Source organism: Caproiciproducens puteiluti (assembly GCF_052442865.1).
Taxonomy (GTDB): domain Bacteria; phylum Bacillota; class Clostridia; order Oscillospirales; family Acutalibacteraceae; genus Caproiciproducens.
Map to the genome: position 1 here is coordinate 2,256,017 of NZ_CP194790.1, position 16,455 is coordinate 2,272,471.

General features: G+C 50.7%; 19 protein-coding genes. 2 read left to right on the plus strand and 17 right to left on the minus strand.

What is annotated here, in order from left to right:
• Positions 1-14 precede the first annotated feature (14 nt).
• From rapZ to ispD, 10 genes are all read right to left on the minus strand, one after another.
• The gene (gene rapZ / locus ACRQU7_RS11045; protein WP_038324399.1) at positions 15-875 is read right to left on the minus strand and encodes an RNase adapter RapZ; all 861 of its coding nucleotides are present in this window, start codon (positions 873-875) and stop codon (positions 15-17) included.
• Positions 876-884: 9 nt separating this feature from the next.
• Entirely contained in the window at positions 885-1,796 is a 912-nt protein-coding gene (gene murB / locus ACRQU7_RS11050) for a UDP-N-acetylmuramate dehydrogenase (RefSeq protein WP_444640853.1), read from the minus strand.
• Between the two features lie 42 nt (positions 1,797-1,838).
• Positions 1,839-2,579, minus strand: a complete 741-nt coding sequence (locus ACRQU7_RS11055) for a phosphatase (protein WP_444640855.1) — start codon at positions 2,577-2,579, stop codon at positions 1,839-1,841.
• Positions 2,580-2,612: 33 nt separating this feature from the next.
• Positions 2,613-3,578 carry an HPr(Ser) kinase/phosphatase gene (hprK, locus tag ACRQU7_RS11060; RefSeq protein WP_038324404.1) on the minus strand — a complete coding sequence of 322 codons (966 nt, stop codon included), beginning with the start codon at positions 3,576-3,578 and terminating at the stop codon, positions 2,613-2,615.
• A gap of 220 nt (positions 3,579-3,798) precedes the next feature.
• Positions 3,799-5,076 carry a CdaR family protein gene (locus tag ACRQU7_RS11065; RefSeq protein ID WP_038324405.1) on the minus strand — a complete coding sequence of 426 codons (1,278 nt, stop codon included), beginning with the start codon at positions 5,074-5,076 and terminating at the stop codon, positions 3,799-3,801.
• On the minus strand, positions 5,073-5,957 hold the full coding sequence (gene cdaA, locus ACRQU7_RS11070; RefSeq protein ID WP_444640858.1) for a diadenylate cyclase CdaA: 885 nt from the start codon (positions 5,955-5,957) through the stop codon (positions 5,073-5,075). The genes ACRQU7_RS11065 and cdaA overlap by 4 nt, the downstream gene beginning before the upstream one ends.
• Positions 5,958-6,042: 85 nt before the next feature.
• Positions 6,043-7,179 carry an aminotransferase class V-fold PLP-dependent enzyme gene (locus tag ACRQU7_RS11075; protein ID WP_444640860.1) on the minus strand — a complete coding sequence of 379 codons (1,137 nt, stop codon included), beginning with the start codon at positions 7,177-7,179 and terminating at the stop codon, positions 6,043-6,045.
• Positions 7,176-7,403, minus strand: a complete 228-nt coding sequence (locus tag ACRQU7_RS11080; RefSeq protein ID WP_243122461.1) for a DUF3343 domain-containing protein — start codon at positions 7,401-7,403, stop codon at positions 7,176-7,178. Before ACRQU7_RS11080 ends, ACRQU7_RS11075 begins: the two co-directional genes overlap by 4 nt.
• A gap of 60 nt (positions 7,404-7,463) precedes the next feature.
• Complete coding sequence (gene ispF, locus ACRQU7_RS11085) at positions 7,464-7,934, minus strand: 2-C-methyl-D-erythritol 2,4-cyclodiphosphate synthase (protein ID WP_444640862.1); 471 nt, start codon at positions 7,932-7,934, stop codon at positions 7,464-7,466.
• Complete coding sequence (gene ispD / locus ACRQU7_RS11090) at positions 7,931-8,638, minus strand: 2-C-methyl-D-erythritol 4-phosphate cytidylyltransferase (protein WP_444640864.1); 708 nt, start codon at positions 8,636-8,638, stop codon at positions 7,931-7,933. Before ispD ends, ispF begins: the two co-directional genes overlap by 4 nt.
• 304 nt (positions 8,639-8,942) lie before the next feature.
• On the opposite strand from ispD, the gene ACRQU7_RS11095 reads away from it, so the two are divergent.
• The gene (locus ACRQU7_RS11095; RefSeq protein WP_141825349.1) at positions 8,943-9,422 is read left to right on the plus strand and encodes an acyl-CoA thioesterase; all 480 of its coding nucleotides are present in this window, start codon (positions 8,943-8,945) and stop codon (positions 9,420-9,422) included.
• Positions 9,423-9,551: 129 nt separating this feature from the next.
• A complete protein-coding gene (locus tag ACRQU7_RS11100) occupies positions 9,552-9,722 on the plus strand; it encodes a hypothetical protein (protein WP_444640866.1) in 171 nt (56 codons plus the stop codon).
• A gap of 10 nt (positions 9,723-9,732) precedes the next feature.
• Here ACRQU7_RS11100 and ACRQU7_RS11105 read toward each other — a convergent pair whose 3' ends face one another.
• From ACRQU7_RS11105 to potA, 7 genes are all read right to left on the minus strand, one after another.
• A complete protein-coding gene (locus ACRQU7_RS11105) occupies positions 9,733-10,002 on the minus strand; it encodes a hypothetical protein (RefSeq protein WP_444640868.1) in 270 nt (89 codons plus the stop codon).
• A 103-nt stretch (positions 10,003-10,105) separates the two neighbouring features.
• A complete protein-coding gene (gene spo0A / locus ACRQU7_RS11110; RefSeq protein WP_444640870.1) occupies positions 10,106-10,891 on the minus strand; it encodes a sporulation transcription factor Spo0A in 786 nt (261 codons plus the stop codon).
• A 120-nt stretch (positions 10,892-11,011) separates the two neighbouring features.
• The gene (spoIVB, locus tag ACRQU7_RS11115; protein ID WP_444640872.1) at positions 11,012-12,244 is read right to left on the minus strand and encodes a SpoIVB peptidase; all 1,233 of its coding nucleotides are present in this window, start codon (positions 12,242-12,244) and stop codon (positions 11,012-11,014) included.
• 219 nt (positions 12,245-12,463) lie between these two features.
• Positions 12,464-13,666 (minus strand): ABC transporter substrate-binding protein, encoded by a 1,203-nt coding sequence (locus tag ACRQU7_RS11120; protein WP_444640874.1) that lies wholly within the window; start codon positions 13,664-13,666, stop codon positions 12,464-12,466.
• Between the two features lie 3 nt (positions 13,667-13,669).
• Positions 13,670-14,482, minus strand: a complete 813-nt coding sequence (locus tag ACRQU7_RS11125) for an ABC transporter permease (RefSeq protein ID WP_444640876.1) — start codon at positions 14,480-14,482, stop codon at positions 13,670-13,672.
• Positions 14,479-15,297 (minus strand): ABC transporter permease, encoded by an 819-nt coding sequence (locus tag ACRQU7_RS11130; RefSeq protein WP_141825352.1) that lies wholly within the window; start codon positions 15,295-15,297, stop codon positions 14,479-14,481. The genes ACRQU7_RS11125 and ACRQU7_RS11130 overlap by 4 nt, the downstream gene beginning before the upstream one ends.
• Before the next feature lie 2 nt (positions 15,298-15,299).
• On the minus strand, positions 15,300-16,433 hold the full coding sequence (potA, locus tag ACRQU7_RS11135) for a spermidine/putrescine ABC transporter ATP-binding protein (RefSeq protein WP_444640879.1): 1,134 nt from the start codon (positions 16,431-16,433) through the stop codon (positions 15,300-15,302).
• Between the last annotated feature and the right edge of the window lie 22 nt (positions 16,434-16,455).

Here is a 16,455-nt window from a genome sequence, read left to right on the forward strand (position 1 = left end):
CGCTCCCGATTCTGTTATTGCTTTTGAATATCGCGATGGTTGACGCTTGTCCTCCGGTTCTGTTCCAGCAGATGATTGTACAGAAGCTGGGCCAAGGCAACGGAGCGGTGATGTCCGCCGGTACAGCCGATCGCGATCACAAGCTGGCTTTTGCCCTCGTTGCAGTAGAGCGGGATCATGTAATCGATCAGATTCAGGAAGCGTTCGATAAAGCCCTGCGTCTGCTCCCATTTCATCACATAACTGCGCACCGGCTCGTCAAGTCCGGTCAGGTTGCGCAAATCCTCAACATAGTAGGGGTTAGGCAGACAGCGCACATCAAACACCAGATCCGACTCGGCGGGAATCCCGTACTTGAATCCAAAGGAAACGCAGTGGATCATCAGCGCGTCGGAGGAATCGCCCAGAAACAGGCTGGAAATGCGTTCTTTCAATTGCGCGGGCGAAAGATACGAGGTATCGATGATATAATCCGCGCATTCGCGGACCGGCTTTAAAACATCCCGTTCCAGCTTTACGGCCTGTTCCAGCGAGCCGAGGCAGTTTTCCACCAGCGGATGCTTGCGGCGGGTTTCCTTAAAGCGGTTCATCAGCACAGAATCGTTCGCGTCCAGAAACAGGATTTTATATTCCTTATTTTCGCTTTTCATCTGATCCAGCGTTTCAAACAGGCTGGAAAACATGTCCCCTCCGCGGATATCGGTGACGACCGCCACCCGGGACAGCGTGCCCTTCGCCTGTTTGGACATTTCGTAGAAAGCGATAATCAGCTTGGGAGGAATATTATCCACACAATAAAAGCCGATATCCTCCAATGCGTCAATGGCGCGGGATTTCCCCGCGCCTGAAAGGCCCGTAATAATTAGAAACTCCATAATTCCTCCCTAACTGCCAATGGTTTTCACTTCGCATTCCAAAGATACCTTCGTCTGCTGATAAACCGTATCCTGAATGATTTTAATCAGCTCCGTCACATCCCGGCAGGTTGCTGTGCCGGTATTGACAATAAAGCCCGCGTGCTTGGGGCTGACCATCGCGCCCCCCACCGTTCTGCCCTTCAAGCCGCAGGACTCGATCAGGGTGCCGGCAAAGTGGCCCTCCGGCCGTTTAAACACGCTTCCCGCGCTCGGCAGCTCCAGCGGCTGCTTTGATTTTCTGCGACTGTAAAGGTCATCCATTTCCGCCGAAATTTCATCCTGATCCCCCGGCTTCAGATCGAGCCTGAGCTCCAGAATGGTGTATCCGTTATCGGTATAGGCGCTGCGGCGGTAACCCAGCTGCAGCGCTTCGCCGGACAGCGTGCCGATTTTCCCTTCCTTTGTAACATGCGTGCAGGAAAGAAGTACGCTCTTCATTTCCTTATTGTAGGCGCCCGCATTCATAAACGCGGCTCCGCCCGCCGCTCCGGGAATTCCCCAGGCGAACTCAAGGCCGGTCAGCGAATGCTCTCTGGCAAAAACGCAGACACCCGCCAGGGACGCGCCCGCACCGCAGGAAACCGTACCGTCCGGGTTCTGTCTGATTTCGCGGAACTCGCCGTCCAGCGCGACAACCGCTCCCCGTATCCCGCCGTCGCTCACAAGCATGTTGGAGCCGTTGCCGATCGGCATCAGCGGCACTTCCAGTTCGGCCGCCGCGCGGTACAGTTTCTGGATTTCCGCACGCGAGGACACGGTAATAAACAAATCCGCCGGTCCTCCGATTTTAAAGGTGGTATGCCGGCTCATCGGTTCCTTGCGGATGACTTTACAGCCCAGGTCTTCCGCCGTCAAAGCAAGCTGTTCTAAATGATTCATCGTTTCCTCCGGCTATTCCGACAGTGTCAATCGGAATCATTTTTACTGTAATAAAGGATCGCTAAAAACATCCGTATATTCTCTGAGGTATGCCTGAAAACGTTCCACGCTGGAATTCACCACAAGCTCCTCTGGAAAATCCACTTCCTTCAACAGCGCCAGCGACCGGTCAAAACAGCCCACCAGGCTGGAAAAATGGGAATCCGTGTTGACAATGACCGGCACATCGCGCTTTTTACAGATTTCCATGATTTTTTTGCAGTTGGGGATGGACGACTCCCTTCCGGTAAAGCTGCTTTCGTTCAGTTCCACCAGCTTTCCCCGACGCCCGAATTCCGGGATCACCGACTCGTAGTCGTACCGGTATTTCTGCGTACCGCTGTGCCCGATTACATGAATATGCGGATTTTTCGCAATATTCATCCATGCGTTTGTAACTTCCTCGACAGTCGGCCTTTCCTTCGGAATCGCTTCCGCGTGGATGGAGGCAACCACCCAGTCCATCGTAGAGATGCTGTCCTTTTCAAGGTCGATATTGCCGTCAAAATCAATGATATTGGTCTCCTGCCCGCGCAGGACAAGCACCCCTTCCAGAAGATGAGGAACGATCCGTAAATTGTGAAAGTACCAGCGGCCCGGCGCGCCCGGCATGGTGATGCCGTGGTCGGTAATGGCGATGGCATAGAGCTTCTTTAAAAACGCTGCGTGTACCATTTCCTGTAAGGTGCTGTAGGCGTGTGTGGACGCGATTGTATGCGTATGCGTATCTGCGATGATATTCATGTTTACTCCCAGCTTCTATTCCCTTATTCCATATTAGAAATCCAGATCCAGTTTTTTTTCTGATTCCTGCAGCACGGAAATATCCATGCCGAGGTTCTGCATCAGCTCCTGCGCCGCGTTGTAGCCCATCTTTTTCTGACGGTTGTTCATAGCGGCCACCTCGATGATGATCGCAAGGTTTCTGCCCGGCTTTACCGGAATGGTCAGCACAGGCACCTTGATACCGAGAATTTCCGTGTATTCGCTGTCGATGCCCATGCGGTCGTAAACCTTGTTATTGTCCCAGATTTCCATGTTGATTACCATGTCGATCTTTTCCGTCAGCTTGACGGCGCCCATGCCGAAAATGCGGCGGGCGTTAATAATGCCTATGCCGCGAAGCTCAATAAAATGCCGAATGTTATCCGGGGCCTGTCCGACCAGCGATTTAGCGGACACCTTGCGTATTTCCACCGCGTCGTCCGCTATCAGGCGGTGACCGCGCTTAACCAGCTCAATGGCTGTTTCGCTTTTGCCGACGCCGCTGTCGCCGACCAGAAGGATTCCTTCGCCGTAAACCTCGATCAGCACCCCATGGCGCGTAATCCGCGGGGCAAGCTCCACGTTCATGAAGGAAACAAGGGAAGCCACCAGGCTGGAGGTTGTCTCCGGCGTTGTTAAAAGTGGTATTTCATGGGCTTTGACTGCTTCCAGCAGTTCGGACATCGGCTCTATGCTGCGCGCAATGATCGCGGCGGGAGGCTTTTGGGAAAAAATCTCGTTCAGAACCGTGCTGCGTTTATCGGAGGAAATCGATCTCAGAAAGGAGGCCTCCGCGTTTCCGAAAATAATAATGCGTCTTGTATCGTAATAATCATAGAACCCGTTCAGCTCCAGTCCCGGACGGTTGACATCCGTGGAAGAAATCAGAATATCTTCAGGGTCTCCGGGCATATAAATCGTATCCAGCGACAGCTCGCCGATCACCTTGGACAGAGGCACCGTAAAATTGCTAGTCAAAAAAACACCTGCTTCCCTCTTTTTATAATATATAGAATATTATGATATATTTATTATATCTCAACCGGCGAAAAGTTTAAAGCCAATAATTAAATAATATCGCACACTTTCAGAAAGACACCCCCACCCGCAGTTGCCTGCAGCCGGAGGTGTTTGCTGTCCGTTTTCACGGCGTCATTCATTTCATTGCCAGGGGTAAATAAAGCAGTTTTTTCACGGGCTATCCGCTTTTGGAGGTGACGCTGATATTTGCCATATAGCTTCCGTACACCCAGGTGCTTACGGAATTCCCCACGCTGATGGTGACCGGCATTTCCGTGTGTCCGGTGAAATTCTCCTTGCCGGACATATCAATCTGAGCGGAAAGGCTGTTTTCCGTCAGTTTGGAAATCTCAGCCTCCGGCCCGACCACCGTAACCGTCAGTGTCTTGGTATAAACGGTGGCAGACTTGTCGGCCGCGAGATTCTTAACGGTGAAATTATTGACCACCATTTGCCGCGTGGACATGGAACTCAAATCCAGCGTAACCTTGGCAACCGGAACATTACTCAGATTCTTGCAGGTAGCCGGAAGGGTCACGTTCACGTCAAAGGAATTTCTCGTCGGGCTGATGCCCGAAAAATCCAGAGGAGTAAGACTGATCTCCGTCAGGTTGGCCAGCACATCCTGCGGACCCGCCACCTCGATGGTCTGAGGGTCAATTTTGATCTGGCCGGAGGCAAACGACAGGCCCAGAGGCTTGTTTGTGAAGCTCACGTTGAGAGGCAGGACCTGCCTTGCAAGGACGGGGATGGTGACATCCACCTTCTGCTCGCTCATTTTCAGCTTGTTGCTCGTAATTTTATTGCCGTTTGCATCGTACATGACCAAATCGGTCGTAAAGCTCTTGGATTCTCTCAGCGTGTCGCTGATCTCGTACTGTACGGACACCCTGTTGATCTGTGAGACTTCCTTTTCAGGGCCAGAAACCGTGACCGTGTCACTGCTGAAGGTAGGCGAGCTGACAAAGAAAGCGGGATCGGACTGATAACCCGACTTGTATTTGATGTCATTCTGGATGGTAAAGGTCTTTTCCGCATACCGGTCCACCGTGATGATCGCCTGGCTGGGGGAAATGGAAACCCAATCGTAATCGGAAAGGGTTCCTTTTTTCTGGACCGACAAATTAAACGTGTAGCTTCCGGGACTGGTAATGGTGGAAGCCAGCGGAGCCACAACCTGCATATCGGAAGCCTTGATCTGATTGACAATCAGGCTGTTGCCTTTAATGGATACGGTCGCGGTCTGATCGACCGGACTGAAAACCTTTAACCCGTCCTCCTGCGCTGCGTCCGACAGATTGATGACAACCGGCACCTCGGTGATTTGCCTTGGAAACTCCTCGGTGTTTCCGGTAGCCATAAAAATCCACAGGACGATGGAGAAAAGGACAGAAAACAGCATTACAAATTTATCGTCATAAAATAAACGTCCTATGTTAAATTTTCTATTCTTCATTTCTTTTTTGCCCTCCTGATCGAAGGGATGATGCTCTGGCGCTTTTCGCCGGGTTCGGCCTCACTGGTCAGAATCAGGCTTTCCAGCTCGCTTTTCAGCGTTTCCCTGGTATAGTTGCGCGTAAGCACGCCGTTTACGGCAACGGAAATCTGCCCCGTCTCTTCGGACACCACAACCACAACGGCATCGGAGTTCTCACTCATGCCGATCGCGGCGCGGTGGCGGGTACCGAGTTCAATGCTGACGCTGTCGTTCTTAGTCAGCGGCAGAATGCAGCCCGCAGCATACACCATACCGCTGCGCATAATCATGGCGCCGTCGTGAAGCGGAGCCTTGTTGAAGAAGATATTGCAGATAATGGGCGAGGACGGAATCGCATTCACCACCGTGCCCGTATCAATAATATCGCCCAGCTTTGTCTGCATTTCAAAAACAATCAAGGCGCCCGTTTTCTGTTTCTGCAGAACCGCCGCGGCATCCACAACGGCATTCACGCCCCTGCGGTTTTGCTGCCTCATCGTTTCAAGGTCATCGTTTGAAACTCCGAACAGCCAGTGCTTATTCCCCATACCGCTGCGGCCGATCTGTTCCAGCGCACGCCGGATTTCCGGCTGAAAGACCACCATAACAGCCACAACGCTGAATTGAAAAAAATAGGTCAGCAGGTTTTTCATCATATAAAGCTTCAGGGCATAGGACACACCCCACACCGCCAGAAGCACAATAATTCCTTTAATCAGCTGTTCCGCTCTTGTTTCACGAACCAGTTTTATTCCACTGTAAATGATAAAGGAAACCAGAATGACGTCCAACGCATCGGAAACACGAAACAGTTTCACAATACCGATAAACGAATTCCATATGGTTACAACGACATCCATAACTTACTTCCTTCCGTCAGAATAAAACACATCCCTTATAATTTTAACATATATAATTTGATATGCAATCCTTTTATCTTTATTTTCAGATTATTTTCATCAGAGTCGCAACAAAATTGTTAATTTCGCCCAAATTGCTGAAAGCGGACGGGCAGACCCGCACGGTGCCCTGTGTCAGGGTACCCATAAAATCATGCGCCGCAGGCGCACAGTGCAGTCCCGCACGCACCGCAAAACCGCGGGCGTTCAGCTTCTGCGCGACAGTCTCGCTGGGAACGTCGCCCACATTGAATGAAAGTACCGGCGCGAAATACGGTGCGTCCGGCTCCGCCGTGTAAAGCTTCACATTTTTTATTTCCGACAGTTTTTTATACAGATGCCGGATCAGCGACATCTCATGCTGATAGATCGTGTGGACCCCGCGGCTTTGCACGAACTCGATTCCCGCCCTCAGCCCGGAGATGCCCGGCATGTTCTGAGTGCCGCTTTCCATGTGGTCCGGCATGCTGGAAGGCTGTTCGAGCAAAAGGGAGTTGGTCCCGGTTCCGCCTTCAATGATCGTAGGAAGCTCCGCGCCGTTCGGCGTAATCAGCATACCGGTCCCCATCGGACCGTAAAGGCCCTTATGGCCCGCAATACAGAGATAGTCGAAACCGCCGTCCGCCATATCGATCGGCAGAACGCCCGCCGACTGTGCGCAGTCGACCGCAATCGGGATGCCGTAAATATGGCCCAGGGCGGCAATGCGCTCGACGGGCAGCCGGATCCCCCAGACATTGGAGGCGTGTGTACAGACAATCAGCTTTGTGCTTTCCTTGAGCGCACTGCGGAAAGCGTCTACCGTGGCGTCGTTATCGCCCGGAAAAACACGCGCTCTGGTAACAGTCACTCCGGACTCCATCAGTTTTTGCAGGGGCCGCATGACGGCGTTGTGCTCAAGGCAGGAAACCACCGCGTGGTCGCCGGGCCTGAGCAGTCCTTTTATCACATAATTCAGCGCATGCGTACAATTCAGAGTAAATACAACGCATTCCGGCCCCGGTGCATGAAAAAAATCGGCCGCTGCCTTACGGCAGCGGTAAACCTCCTCTGCCGCTGCAAGCGACATACTGTGGCCTGCGCGTCCGGGGTTGGCCCCATAATTTCTCAAAGCAACATTTACCGCACTTAGAACGGAATTCGGCTTTGGATACGTAGTCGCGGCATTGTCAAGATAAATCATAAGGATCCGTCTCTTTCCGCTCGTCCAAGTATTTTAATGCCGGCACCGACTAAAATACTTTCCGCCTCATCCGTCCTGTCGGGAACATATATACTGTAACCGCAGCCGGCACGGTTGCCGCTCGGTGTTCTTTCAACATAAGCTTTAATACCGTAGCTGAACAGGATGTCGCGGCTCTTCATGGCATACGTGATTGAACTAATCAGAATCATCGGTTTGCTCATGATAATCACCTCTCTGTTTTTACTACAGAGTATGCCGAAAACATGCCTTTTGACTATCGGTTATGATTCAATAAGACATACCGCGTGAGCGGCGATTCCCTCGCCCGCACCCGTAAAACCAAGATGCTCCTCGGTGGTGGCCTTCACGCTGATTTGATCCAAGCCAACCCCGCAGGCCGCCGCCAGCCTTTCCCTTATGGCCGCGATATAGGGTTTTAATTTCGGCGCCTGCACAATGACCGTGGCGTCAATATTTGCAATACGGTAATTTTTTTGAGCGAGAAGCGTGCAAACCCTCGTAAGCAGCATAAGGCTGTCCACGTTTTTGAAAGCGGGGTCCGTGTCCGGAAAATGCGTCCCGATATCGCCGAGAGCGGCGGCCCCCAATAGCGAATCGGCGACGGCGTGGGCAAGCACGTCCGCGTCGGAGTGGCCCAGAAGGCCCTTGACATAAGGGATTTCGACACCGCCTAAAATCAGCTTTCTGCCTTCCGTCAGCCGGTGCACGTCGTAACCGTGGCCGATCCTCATAGCGGTACCTCCCTGCCTTTTAAAATGGCCTGCGCAATTTCCACATCTTCCATCGTGGTCAGCTTGATATTCGTATATGTTCCCATGCATAAATGCACCTTAACCCCTATATGTTCAACCAACTGGCAGTCGTCCGTATAATCTGCCCCGTCCGCCTGGGCCTGTTGCATCGCCCGCTGGTAAAGCCCCCGTTCAAACACCTGCGGGGTCTGGACCGCCCACATGGTGGAACGCTCCGGGGTGGAAACCACGTAATTATTTTTCCCGATTATTTTAATCGTATCCTTGACGGGAACCGCAAGCGCGGACGCACCGCACTCATAGGCATCTTCCACCGACGCGTTGATTTCTTCGGGAGTAATCAGCGCTCTTGCACCGTCGTGAACGGCAAAATAGGCAGCATTTTCTGGCACCGCGGAAATCCCCGCCGCAACGGACTGCTGCCGGGTAGCGCCCCCTTGGACGATCGCGGTTACTTTTTTGATTTTATATTTCTGAATCTCATTCCCGACTTGAGCAATATCTTCTTCGCGGCAGACCACAACGATACTCTGGATTAATTCCGCGCTGCTAAAGGCGGAAAGCGTACGCACAATGGCGGGCGTCCCGCAAAGGGAAACAAACTGCTTTGAAAAACCGAGCGCCATGCGGGTGGAGCTTCCGGCGGCAACGATAACGGCACAGCAGTGAGGCTTTTTTCCCATCCATTCGTCCCTTCCTTTTTGATCGGATTTTGATCGAATGGTTATTATTATAATATTTTATCCGCCGCGGCGCAATTACAATCCTGTCACTAATTGAAAATTAAAACTGTGTTAACAATTATAGAGGCGCCCCGCCTACAGCAATTCCATTTCAGTTTGCAGGGCAAAACACGTTCCTCCCCCGCCTTTGGCGGGGGAGGAACGCAACCTTGTTGCAGAATGAACTGGAAATGCTGTATTGAGTTTTTTCCAAGGATCGTATATGATTAAGTGTATGAATTCATTGATAAGGACTGGTGATATTATGAACGAGTTACCGGCAAAAAGGGTGTCGGATTCTGAAACGGAACAGATACAGGTCATCTTCGAAAACGATCTGAACGGCCAGGGACGTGTTTTCGGCGGGCGGCTCGCCTCCTGGATCGACATTGTCGCGGGGACCGTTGCGCGCAGGCATTCCAACCGCAATGTCACCACGGCGGAAATCGATACGCTCCGGTTCAAAAGCCCGGTCTACATGACCGACCTGGTGGTTTTACACGGCAAAATCACTTACGTCGGAACGACTTCGATGGAAGTGCGCGTCGACAGCTTTTCCGAGGACCTGTTGGGACAAAGAAGGCTTGTAAACACGGCATACTTGGTTCTTGTAGCGCTTGACGAAAACGAAAAGCCGACCCCTGTTCCCGGGCTGATCTGTGAAAGCTTTCAGGAAAAAATGGAATGGGACGCCGGCGAAAAGCGGCGCAACCTGCGCAAACAGCGCCGCCTGGAAGCATACTGAAGACGCCGGCCGATCCGGTATCGGCATCCGAATAAAAAGTTTTTGCATTTTCTTCCTGATTCCCGGGCCTTGAATGAAATGCCGTGTACGGTGTTATACTAAGCCTGTGAATCGAAGGGAGTGAATGGTATGTCTGACCGACTCGATCACCGGGAAACCAACCGGGACAGCAAAGAAGAAATCACCCAGCAGGGAAAATCGCCCAAGGAAGTACAGGCCGACCTTTTGGCGGGAGAGCCGGATGATTTGGCCATTGATTTTACAAATGTCATTGATTATCGCGGAGGTGGATCGAACTGATCCGCCTCTTCTATTTGTTGGTGGAAATACTGACCGTGTTTGATTTTAAATTTTTACAGACATAAACCTCCGTATGATAAACCTGGTCGACATAAACATACAGGATATCGTCCGCGCTGATCTTCGTGAGGCTGACCAGCTTCAGATTATCCGGCACCTTGCTCTGGGCGCCGGCGTCGGCGGTTTTGCCCGCAGCCTCTGTTTTGGCGGTATTTTTGCAGCCGGTGAAATTCAGCGTCATTACAAGCAGAAAGAGGACAATCAAGATGCTTCGTCTCATAGCAATCACCACCCATGTTAAATAAAACTCCTTTACTTTAAAGGCAGAATAAAAATTCACATCCAATAAAGTAAAGGAGTGCATCAGAATTTAAAAATCAAAATCAGCTTGCGCTTTTCATGTGAAGCCTGAGCCTGTCGCTGATCATTGCAATAAACTCGCTGTTGGTTGGTTTTCCGCGCGTATTGTGGATGGTATAACCGAAATAGGAATTGAGGATATCCACGTCGCCGCGGTCCCACGCGACCTCTATTGCATGGCGAATGGCGCGTTCCACGCGCGAAGCCGTTGTATCATACTGTTTTGCAACGCTGGGGTAAAGCTGTTTGGTAACTGCATTGATAATATCCGGTGTTTCTATTGCCATAATAATTGAGTCGCGTAAATAGTGGTAACCTTTAATATGAGCAGGGACTCCTATTTGATGGAGTATTTCAGTTACCTGAATTTCAAGCGATGGTTCCGCCGCGGCCGGTGCCTGCTGTCTGGAAGGCGCTTTCTGCGTTAAACCGGAAATGGAACAAAGCTGAATGATTCTGTCGGAAAGGTCCGCGGCGTTAAATGGATAAATCGCAAAATAAGCCGCTCCCGACATCATCACTTCACGCTCCAAAGCAGGGCTGGTAAAATTGGAAATAATTACAAACATCGGTCCCATGCCCGGGACCTTTGCCTGAGTCGCTTTCATCACGCCTATTCCATCCAAACGAGGCATAAACAAATCGGCAAGGACAACATCGGGATGGATGGCTTCTATTTTTTCAAGGAGTTTCATGCCATCCTTTTGCGTATAGATTATTTCCATGCCGGATTGTTCGAAAATTCGACCGTAATCACGGTTAAACTCTGCACTGTCATTTGCTATGAGAAGTTTAATACGCTTTTCCATTTTGAGTGTCCCCCTAATAGATTTAATTTACCGTTATATTACCATATATTGGAAAAAATGGCAATAGGTTGTAAAAATATTTTTTGCTAAAAAGGGGAAATATAAAAGTGGGACACCGGATTAAGAAGCTTTTTCTTTGTCATTAGAGCTAACGCTCTGTGAAACCGACAGCATATTTTCAGCGAAAATGCCATATCCTCGTGTCGGATCATTCACAAAAACATGAGTCACAGCGCCGATGATTTTGTCGTTTTGAATAATTGGGCTGCCGCTCATTCCCTGAACGATTCCGCCGGTGGCGTTCAGCAGCTTTTCGTCGGTAATGTGCAAAACCATGTTTTTACTCTGTACATTTTCGCGATAGTCTATTTTTTCGATTTCAGCGGTAAAGTATTGCGGCCTGCCGCCGTCTATGGTCGAAAGGATTTTGACGGGGCCGGCTTTGATGTCCTGTTTCATCGCCACTTCCATGGCTTCTCCTTTCGGAGCGTTATTCAGGGTTCCGTAGACACCGGCCGGAACATTGGCTTCCAGCGTTCCCATCGCGGTATCGGTGCTGAAATATCCCCGAAGCTCTCCCGGACTTCCCTTTTCGCCTTTGGTAATTCCGCTGATTGTAACGGGAACGATGTCTCCGTTCAGCAGCGGCATCAGCTCATTGGTGTCCGTATCACAGACACCGTGGCCCAAACCGGCAAAAGATTTCGTAACAGGATTGTAAAAGGTGAGTGTCCCGATTCCCGCAGTGCTGTCCCGCACCCATACGCCGGCTTTGTATTGGAAATCAATTTCGGATTTAACCGGCTGAACGGCGGCCGTAAAGACCTGTCCGTCTCTGGAAACGGTAAAAGTAAGGCTGCGGCCTTCGCTGTCTGTGACCATGTCGATGATCTCCGCGTTGGTATTGACTTTTTTGCCGTCAACCTCCGTAATGATATCGCCGACCTTGAGGCCCGCTACGGCTGCGGGGTTAATGGTTCCGGATGAAGTTTTAATATCGGCTACGCCTACGACAACCACACCGTTTGTAAACATTTTGATCCCAAACGGCGTGCCGCAGGGTACCAGAAGCGTTTCCTTGACGACATCCACGTTGACCGTCTTGATGGGTATCACATGATAGAGCATCAGCTTTGCCTTATAACTTTTATTCGGTGACGCATCTATGCCGGTGGAAATATCGGCGCCGTTTTCGGCCACCGCCGTAATTGCGTCCGAACCCCATTGCAGACTGCTTCCGGCAGTAATTTTATAGGAATCAGGTGTGAAATAATCGGCCATGCCGACACTGACAGTATACAAAAGAGCCAGCACAGCCGCGAATGCGGTGAATCCTTTTAGAAATTTTTTCAAAATTTCACCTCCCTTGCGCCGCTCTATTAATCTGCCACGGGACGGTGAAATTATTATGACAATTCTCTTGATTATTGGAATTAACTGGAATTATTTACTCCAGTCGCGCTGTCTTAGGCCGAAAATGCCTTGATTTACATGAGATGGGATAAAATCGCAAAGCCCGCGGCGCATAAACACCGCGGGCTTTGAATTCTTTTCATTTTTAAAAATGCAATTTTATTGCAGTTCGCGTTTCGCTTTCATTTTTTTATAAACAACAATTCCGATATAGAGCAGTAAAAATCCCAAGAGAACCGCGACCAATGTCGCCGTCTGGCCGGGACCGCCCATTTTTACTTCCGCCCAAAGCGTATCCAGCAGCAGATTCGTATCTTCGGGAAGATTGACAAAGGTTTCCGATTTATTCAAAATTTCCTTGCTGGGATAAAAAATGGGATTGTTGACGGTTTCTTCCGGCAAAAGCTCCTTGGCGGCCGACTCCGGCGTGGAATAACCGATATAGTCCACGTTCGCCGCGGCTATTTCGGGGTCACACAGAAAGTTGATGTATGCCTCGGCCTCTTTTTTGTGCTGGGCGCCGGTCGGAATGCACACTGCATCGACAAAGAAGTTTGTCCCTTCCTTTGTCGGGATGGCAAAACCGATATCCGGGTTATCTTCCACCAGAGTGGCGGCGTCCCCCGCGTAATACGGGGCAAGCCAGGCGTCGCCGCTGGACATTTTATCAAAAATCTGGTCCATGACATAGGCCTGAACAAGCGGCTTCTGCTCCTTTAAAAGCTTCGCGGCGTTCTCCCACTCCTCCACATTCGTGCTGTTGTAGGAATAGCCGAGAATTTTCTGCGCGATGCCGAAGGAATCGCGCGGGTTGTCAAACATCAGGATTTTTCCCGCGTACTTTTTATCCCACAGGATTTTCCAGCTGTCGACCGGTTCTTTGACGTATTTTTTATTGTAAAAAATACCGACTACCCCCCATGTGTAGGGGACGGAATATTCATTTTTCGGGTCGTATTTCGGGTTGCGGAACTGTTCGTCGATATACTGGAAATTCGGGATGTTGCTGAAATCCAGCTTTTCAATCATTTTCTCGTCAATCAGCTTCGAGATCATATAATCCGAAGGAATGATAATGTCGTAGTTCGCCCCGCCGTTGGCAAGCTTGGAGTAAAGGGATTCGTTGGTGTCGAACGTGGTATAGTTAACGTCGATGCCGGTCCGTTTGGTAAACTCCTTGTTGACGTCAAGCGTATCGTCGACGCCGTTCGAAATATACTCGCCCCAGTTGTATACATTGATGGTCACCCCCGTTTTCGGCGCGGCGGGCTGTTCGGGCTCTTCCGAAGAAGCAAACGCCGACGGGCTGACAGTGACGGCAAGCAGTACGGCAGCTGCCAGAGCTGCAATCGTCTTTTTCAAATCTCACGCCTCCTCAATCAGGTTTTCTTCCGCTTTCTTGTCTTTCGACTGGCGAAGATTGACAATGATGAGCAGCGCCATGATCGTGCCGAACAGCAATGTCGACAGCGCGTTGATCTCAGGGCTGATTCTCTTTCTTGTCATGGAATAGATAAAGATCGGAAGCGTCTGCGTGGTACCGCTTGTAAAATAGCTGATGACAAAATCGTCTATGGAAAGGGTGAAGGCCATAATCATGCCCGTCACAATTCCCGGCATGATTTCCGGCAGAACCACCTTAAAAAAGGCAAGAACCGGGCTGCACCCGAGGTCCTGTGCCGCTTCATACAGATGGGAATCCATCTGGCGGAGCTTCGGCATGACAGACAGGATCACGTAAGGCAGACAGAAGGTAATGTGAGCCAGGATCAGGGAAAACATGCCGAGCGATACGTTCCCCATGCCCTTTGCGAAAAACACGAACAGCAGCATCAGGGAAACGCCGGTGACAATCTCGGGATTGACCATGGGCAAGTTGGTCACATTCATGACCATGCGCTTCATCCATTTGTTCATGCCGTTGATGCCGATGGCCGCGGCCGTTCCCAGAACGGTGGAAACGACCGCCGCGATCACCGCGATGACCAGCGTGTTTCTCAGAGCGTTCAGGAGCATGCCGTCCTGCATCAGCTGTGCGTACCACTTGAAAGAGAAGCCCGACCAGACGGAACGGCTCATGGTGGTGGAATTATTAAAGGAAAAAACGATCAATACGAAAATCGGCGCGTAGAGGAAAAGGAACAGGACGGCGGAATAAATCCTTGAAATTGTTTTCATATCATGATTCCTCCCCCGTTGCTCTCCCCGTCGTCAAACTGGTTCATAATCCCCATGCAGATAAGAATCAGCACCATAAGGACCAGCGAAATGGCGGAACCCAGATTCGGGTTGTAGGCGCTTCCCAGAAACTGCATGTCGATCAGATCGCCGATCATCAGGTTCGCGCCGCCGCCGAGCATTTTGGAAATGATAAAGGTGCTGACCGCCGGTACAAAAACCATGGTGATTCCGGAAATCACCCCTGGCATGCTCATGGGAAAAGTGACCTTTGAAAATACCTGCATCTGATTCGCACCGAGGTCCTGGGCCGCTTCAATCACACTGGAATCGATTTTGGTAAGTACGGAGTAAAGCGGCAGGATCATATACGGAATATAATTATAGACCATTCCAAGCACGACCGCGCCCTGCGTATTGATCAAATGCAGCTTGCCCAGGCCGAACGACGCAAGCAGGCTGTTGATGATCCCGTTGTCCTCCAGCAGGGTCATCCAGGCGTAGGTACGGAGCAGAAAGTTCATCCACATCGGCAGCATGACGAGCATAATCATCATGCTCTGCCTGCGCGCGCTGATGTGGGAAATAATATAGGCAAGCGGGTACCCCAGCAGCAGGGAAATCACGGTGGCCAGAGCGCCCAGCCAGATGGAGCGCAGAAAAACATTGGAATACTGTCCGACTTCGGCGATATTTTTGAAGGTAAACGCCCCGCTCTTATCGGTGAACGCAAAAATAACGATCAGAATCATCGGAACAATAATAAAAATGGACATCCATGCAGCATAAGGAGCCGCGGCTGATTTTGCTTTCATTCTTAATTCTCGACCTCCCCTTCTTCAGGCAGAGGCTGACTGTCCTCGTCCATTTCGTCGCTGAAAGTGCTGTAATCGCCGAACATACCGGAGTATTCCGATTTATGCATAATGTGGATGTCGTCCGGCTGAAGCATCATTCCTATTTTTTTGCCGACCTCCTGAAAATCGGTCGACTGAATCATCCATTTAAAGCCGCGGACGTCCACGATGATTTCGTAATGAACGCCCTTAAAGGTCACGCTGGTAACAATCCCCGACAGATGGCCGGTATCCGGCTCGACCACGTCGATGTCCTCCGGGCGGATCACGACGTCCACCGGCTCGTCCGGCTCAAATCCCCTGTCGACGCATTTGAAGGGGTATCCCGCAAATTCCACAAGATAATCCTCATGCATCACGCCGTCAAGGATATTGCTTTCTCCGATAAAATCAGCAACAAAAGCATTTTCCGGCTCATTGTAGATGTCGCGCGGAGAGCCGATCTGCTGAATGGCACCCTTGTCCATCACCACGACGGTGTCGGACATGGAAAGCGCTTCTTCCTGATCATGGGTAACAAAAACAAAGGTAATTCCGGTCTGCTGCTGTATCTTTTTAAGCTCAACCTGCATATCCTTTCGCAGCTTTAAATCGAGCGCACCCAATGGTTCGTCAAGGAGCAAAACTTTCGGTTCATTCGCAAGCGCCCTCGCAATGGCAACGCGCTGCTGCTGACCGCCGGAAAGCAGATTGACATTTCTGTGCGCAAAACCGTTCAGGTTGACAAGGTTGAGCATTTCTTTTACTGTCGCTTTGACCTGGCTCTCGCTCTTGCCGTGTACCCTCATGCCGAACGCGACGTTGTCGTATACGTTCAAATGCGGAAACAGGGCATATTTCTGAAAGATGGTGTTGACCTCCCTTTTATGCGGCGGAAGATCGTTGATTTTTTTGCCATTGAAAAAAACATCGCCCGTGTCCGGTTTGACAAAGCCGCCGATGATCCTGAGGGTTGTCGTTTTTCCACAACCGGAAGGTCCCAGCAGGGTGACAAATTCACCGTCCCTGATGCTGAGGTTAAAATCCTTCAGCACAATTTCTCCGTCAAACGATACCGCGATGTTTTTTAATGAAATGATGGATGGATTTTCCAAATAGTGCATCCCCTTTGCGGTA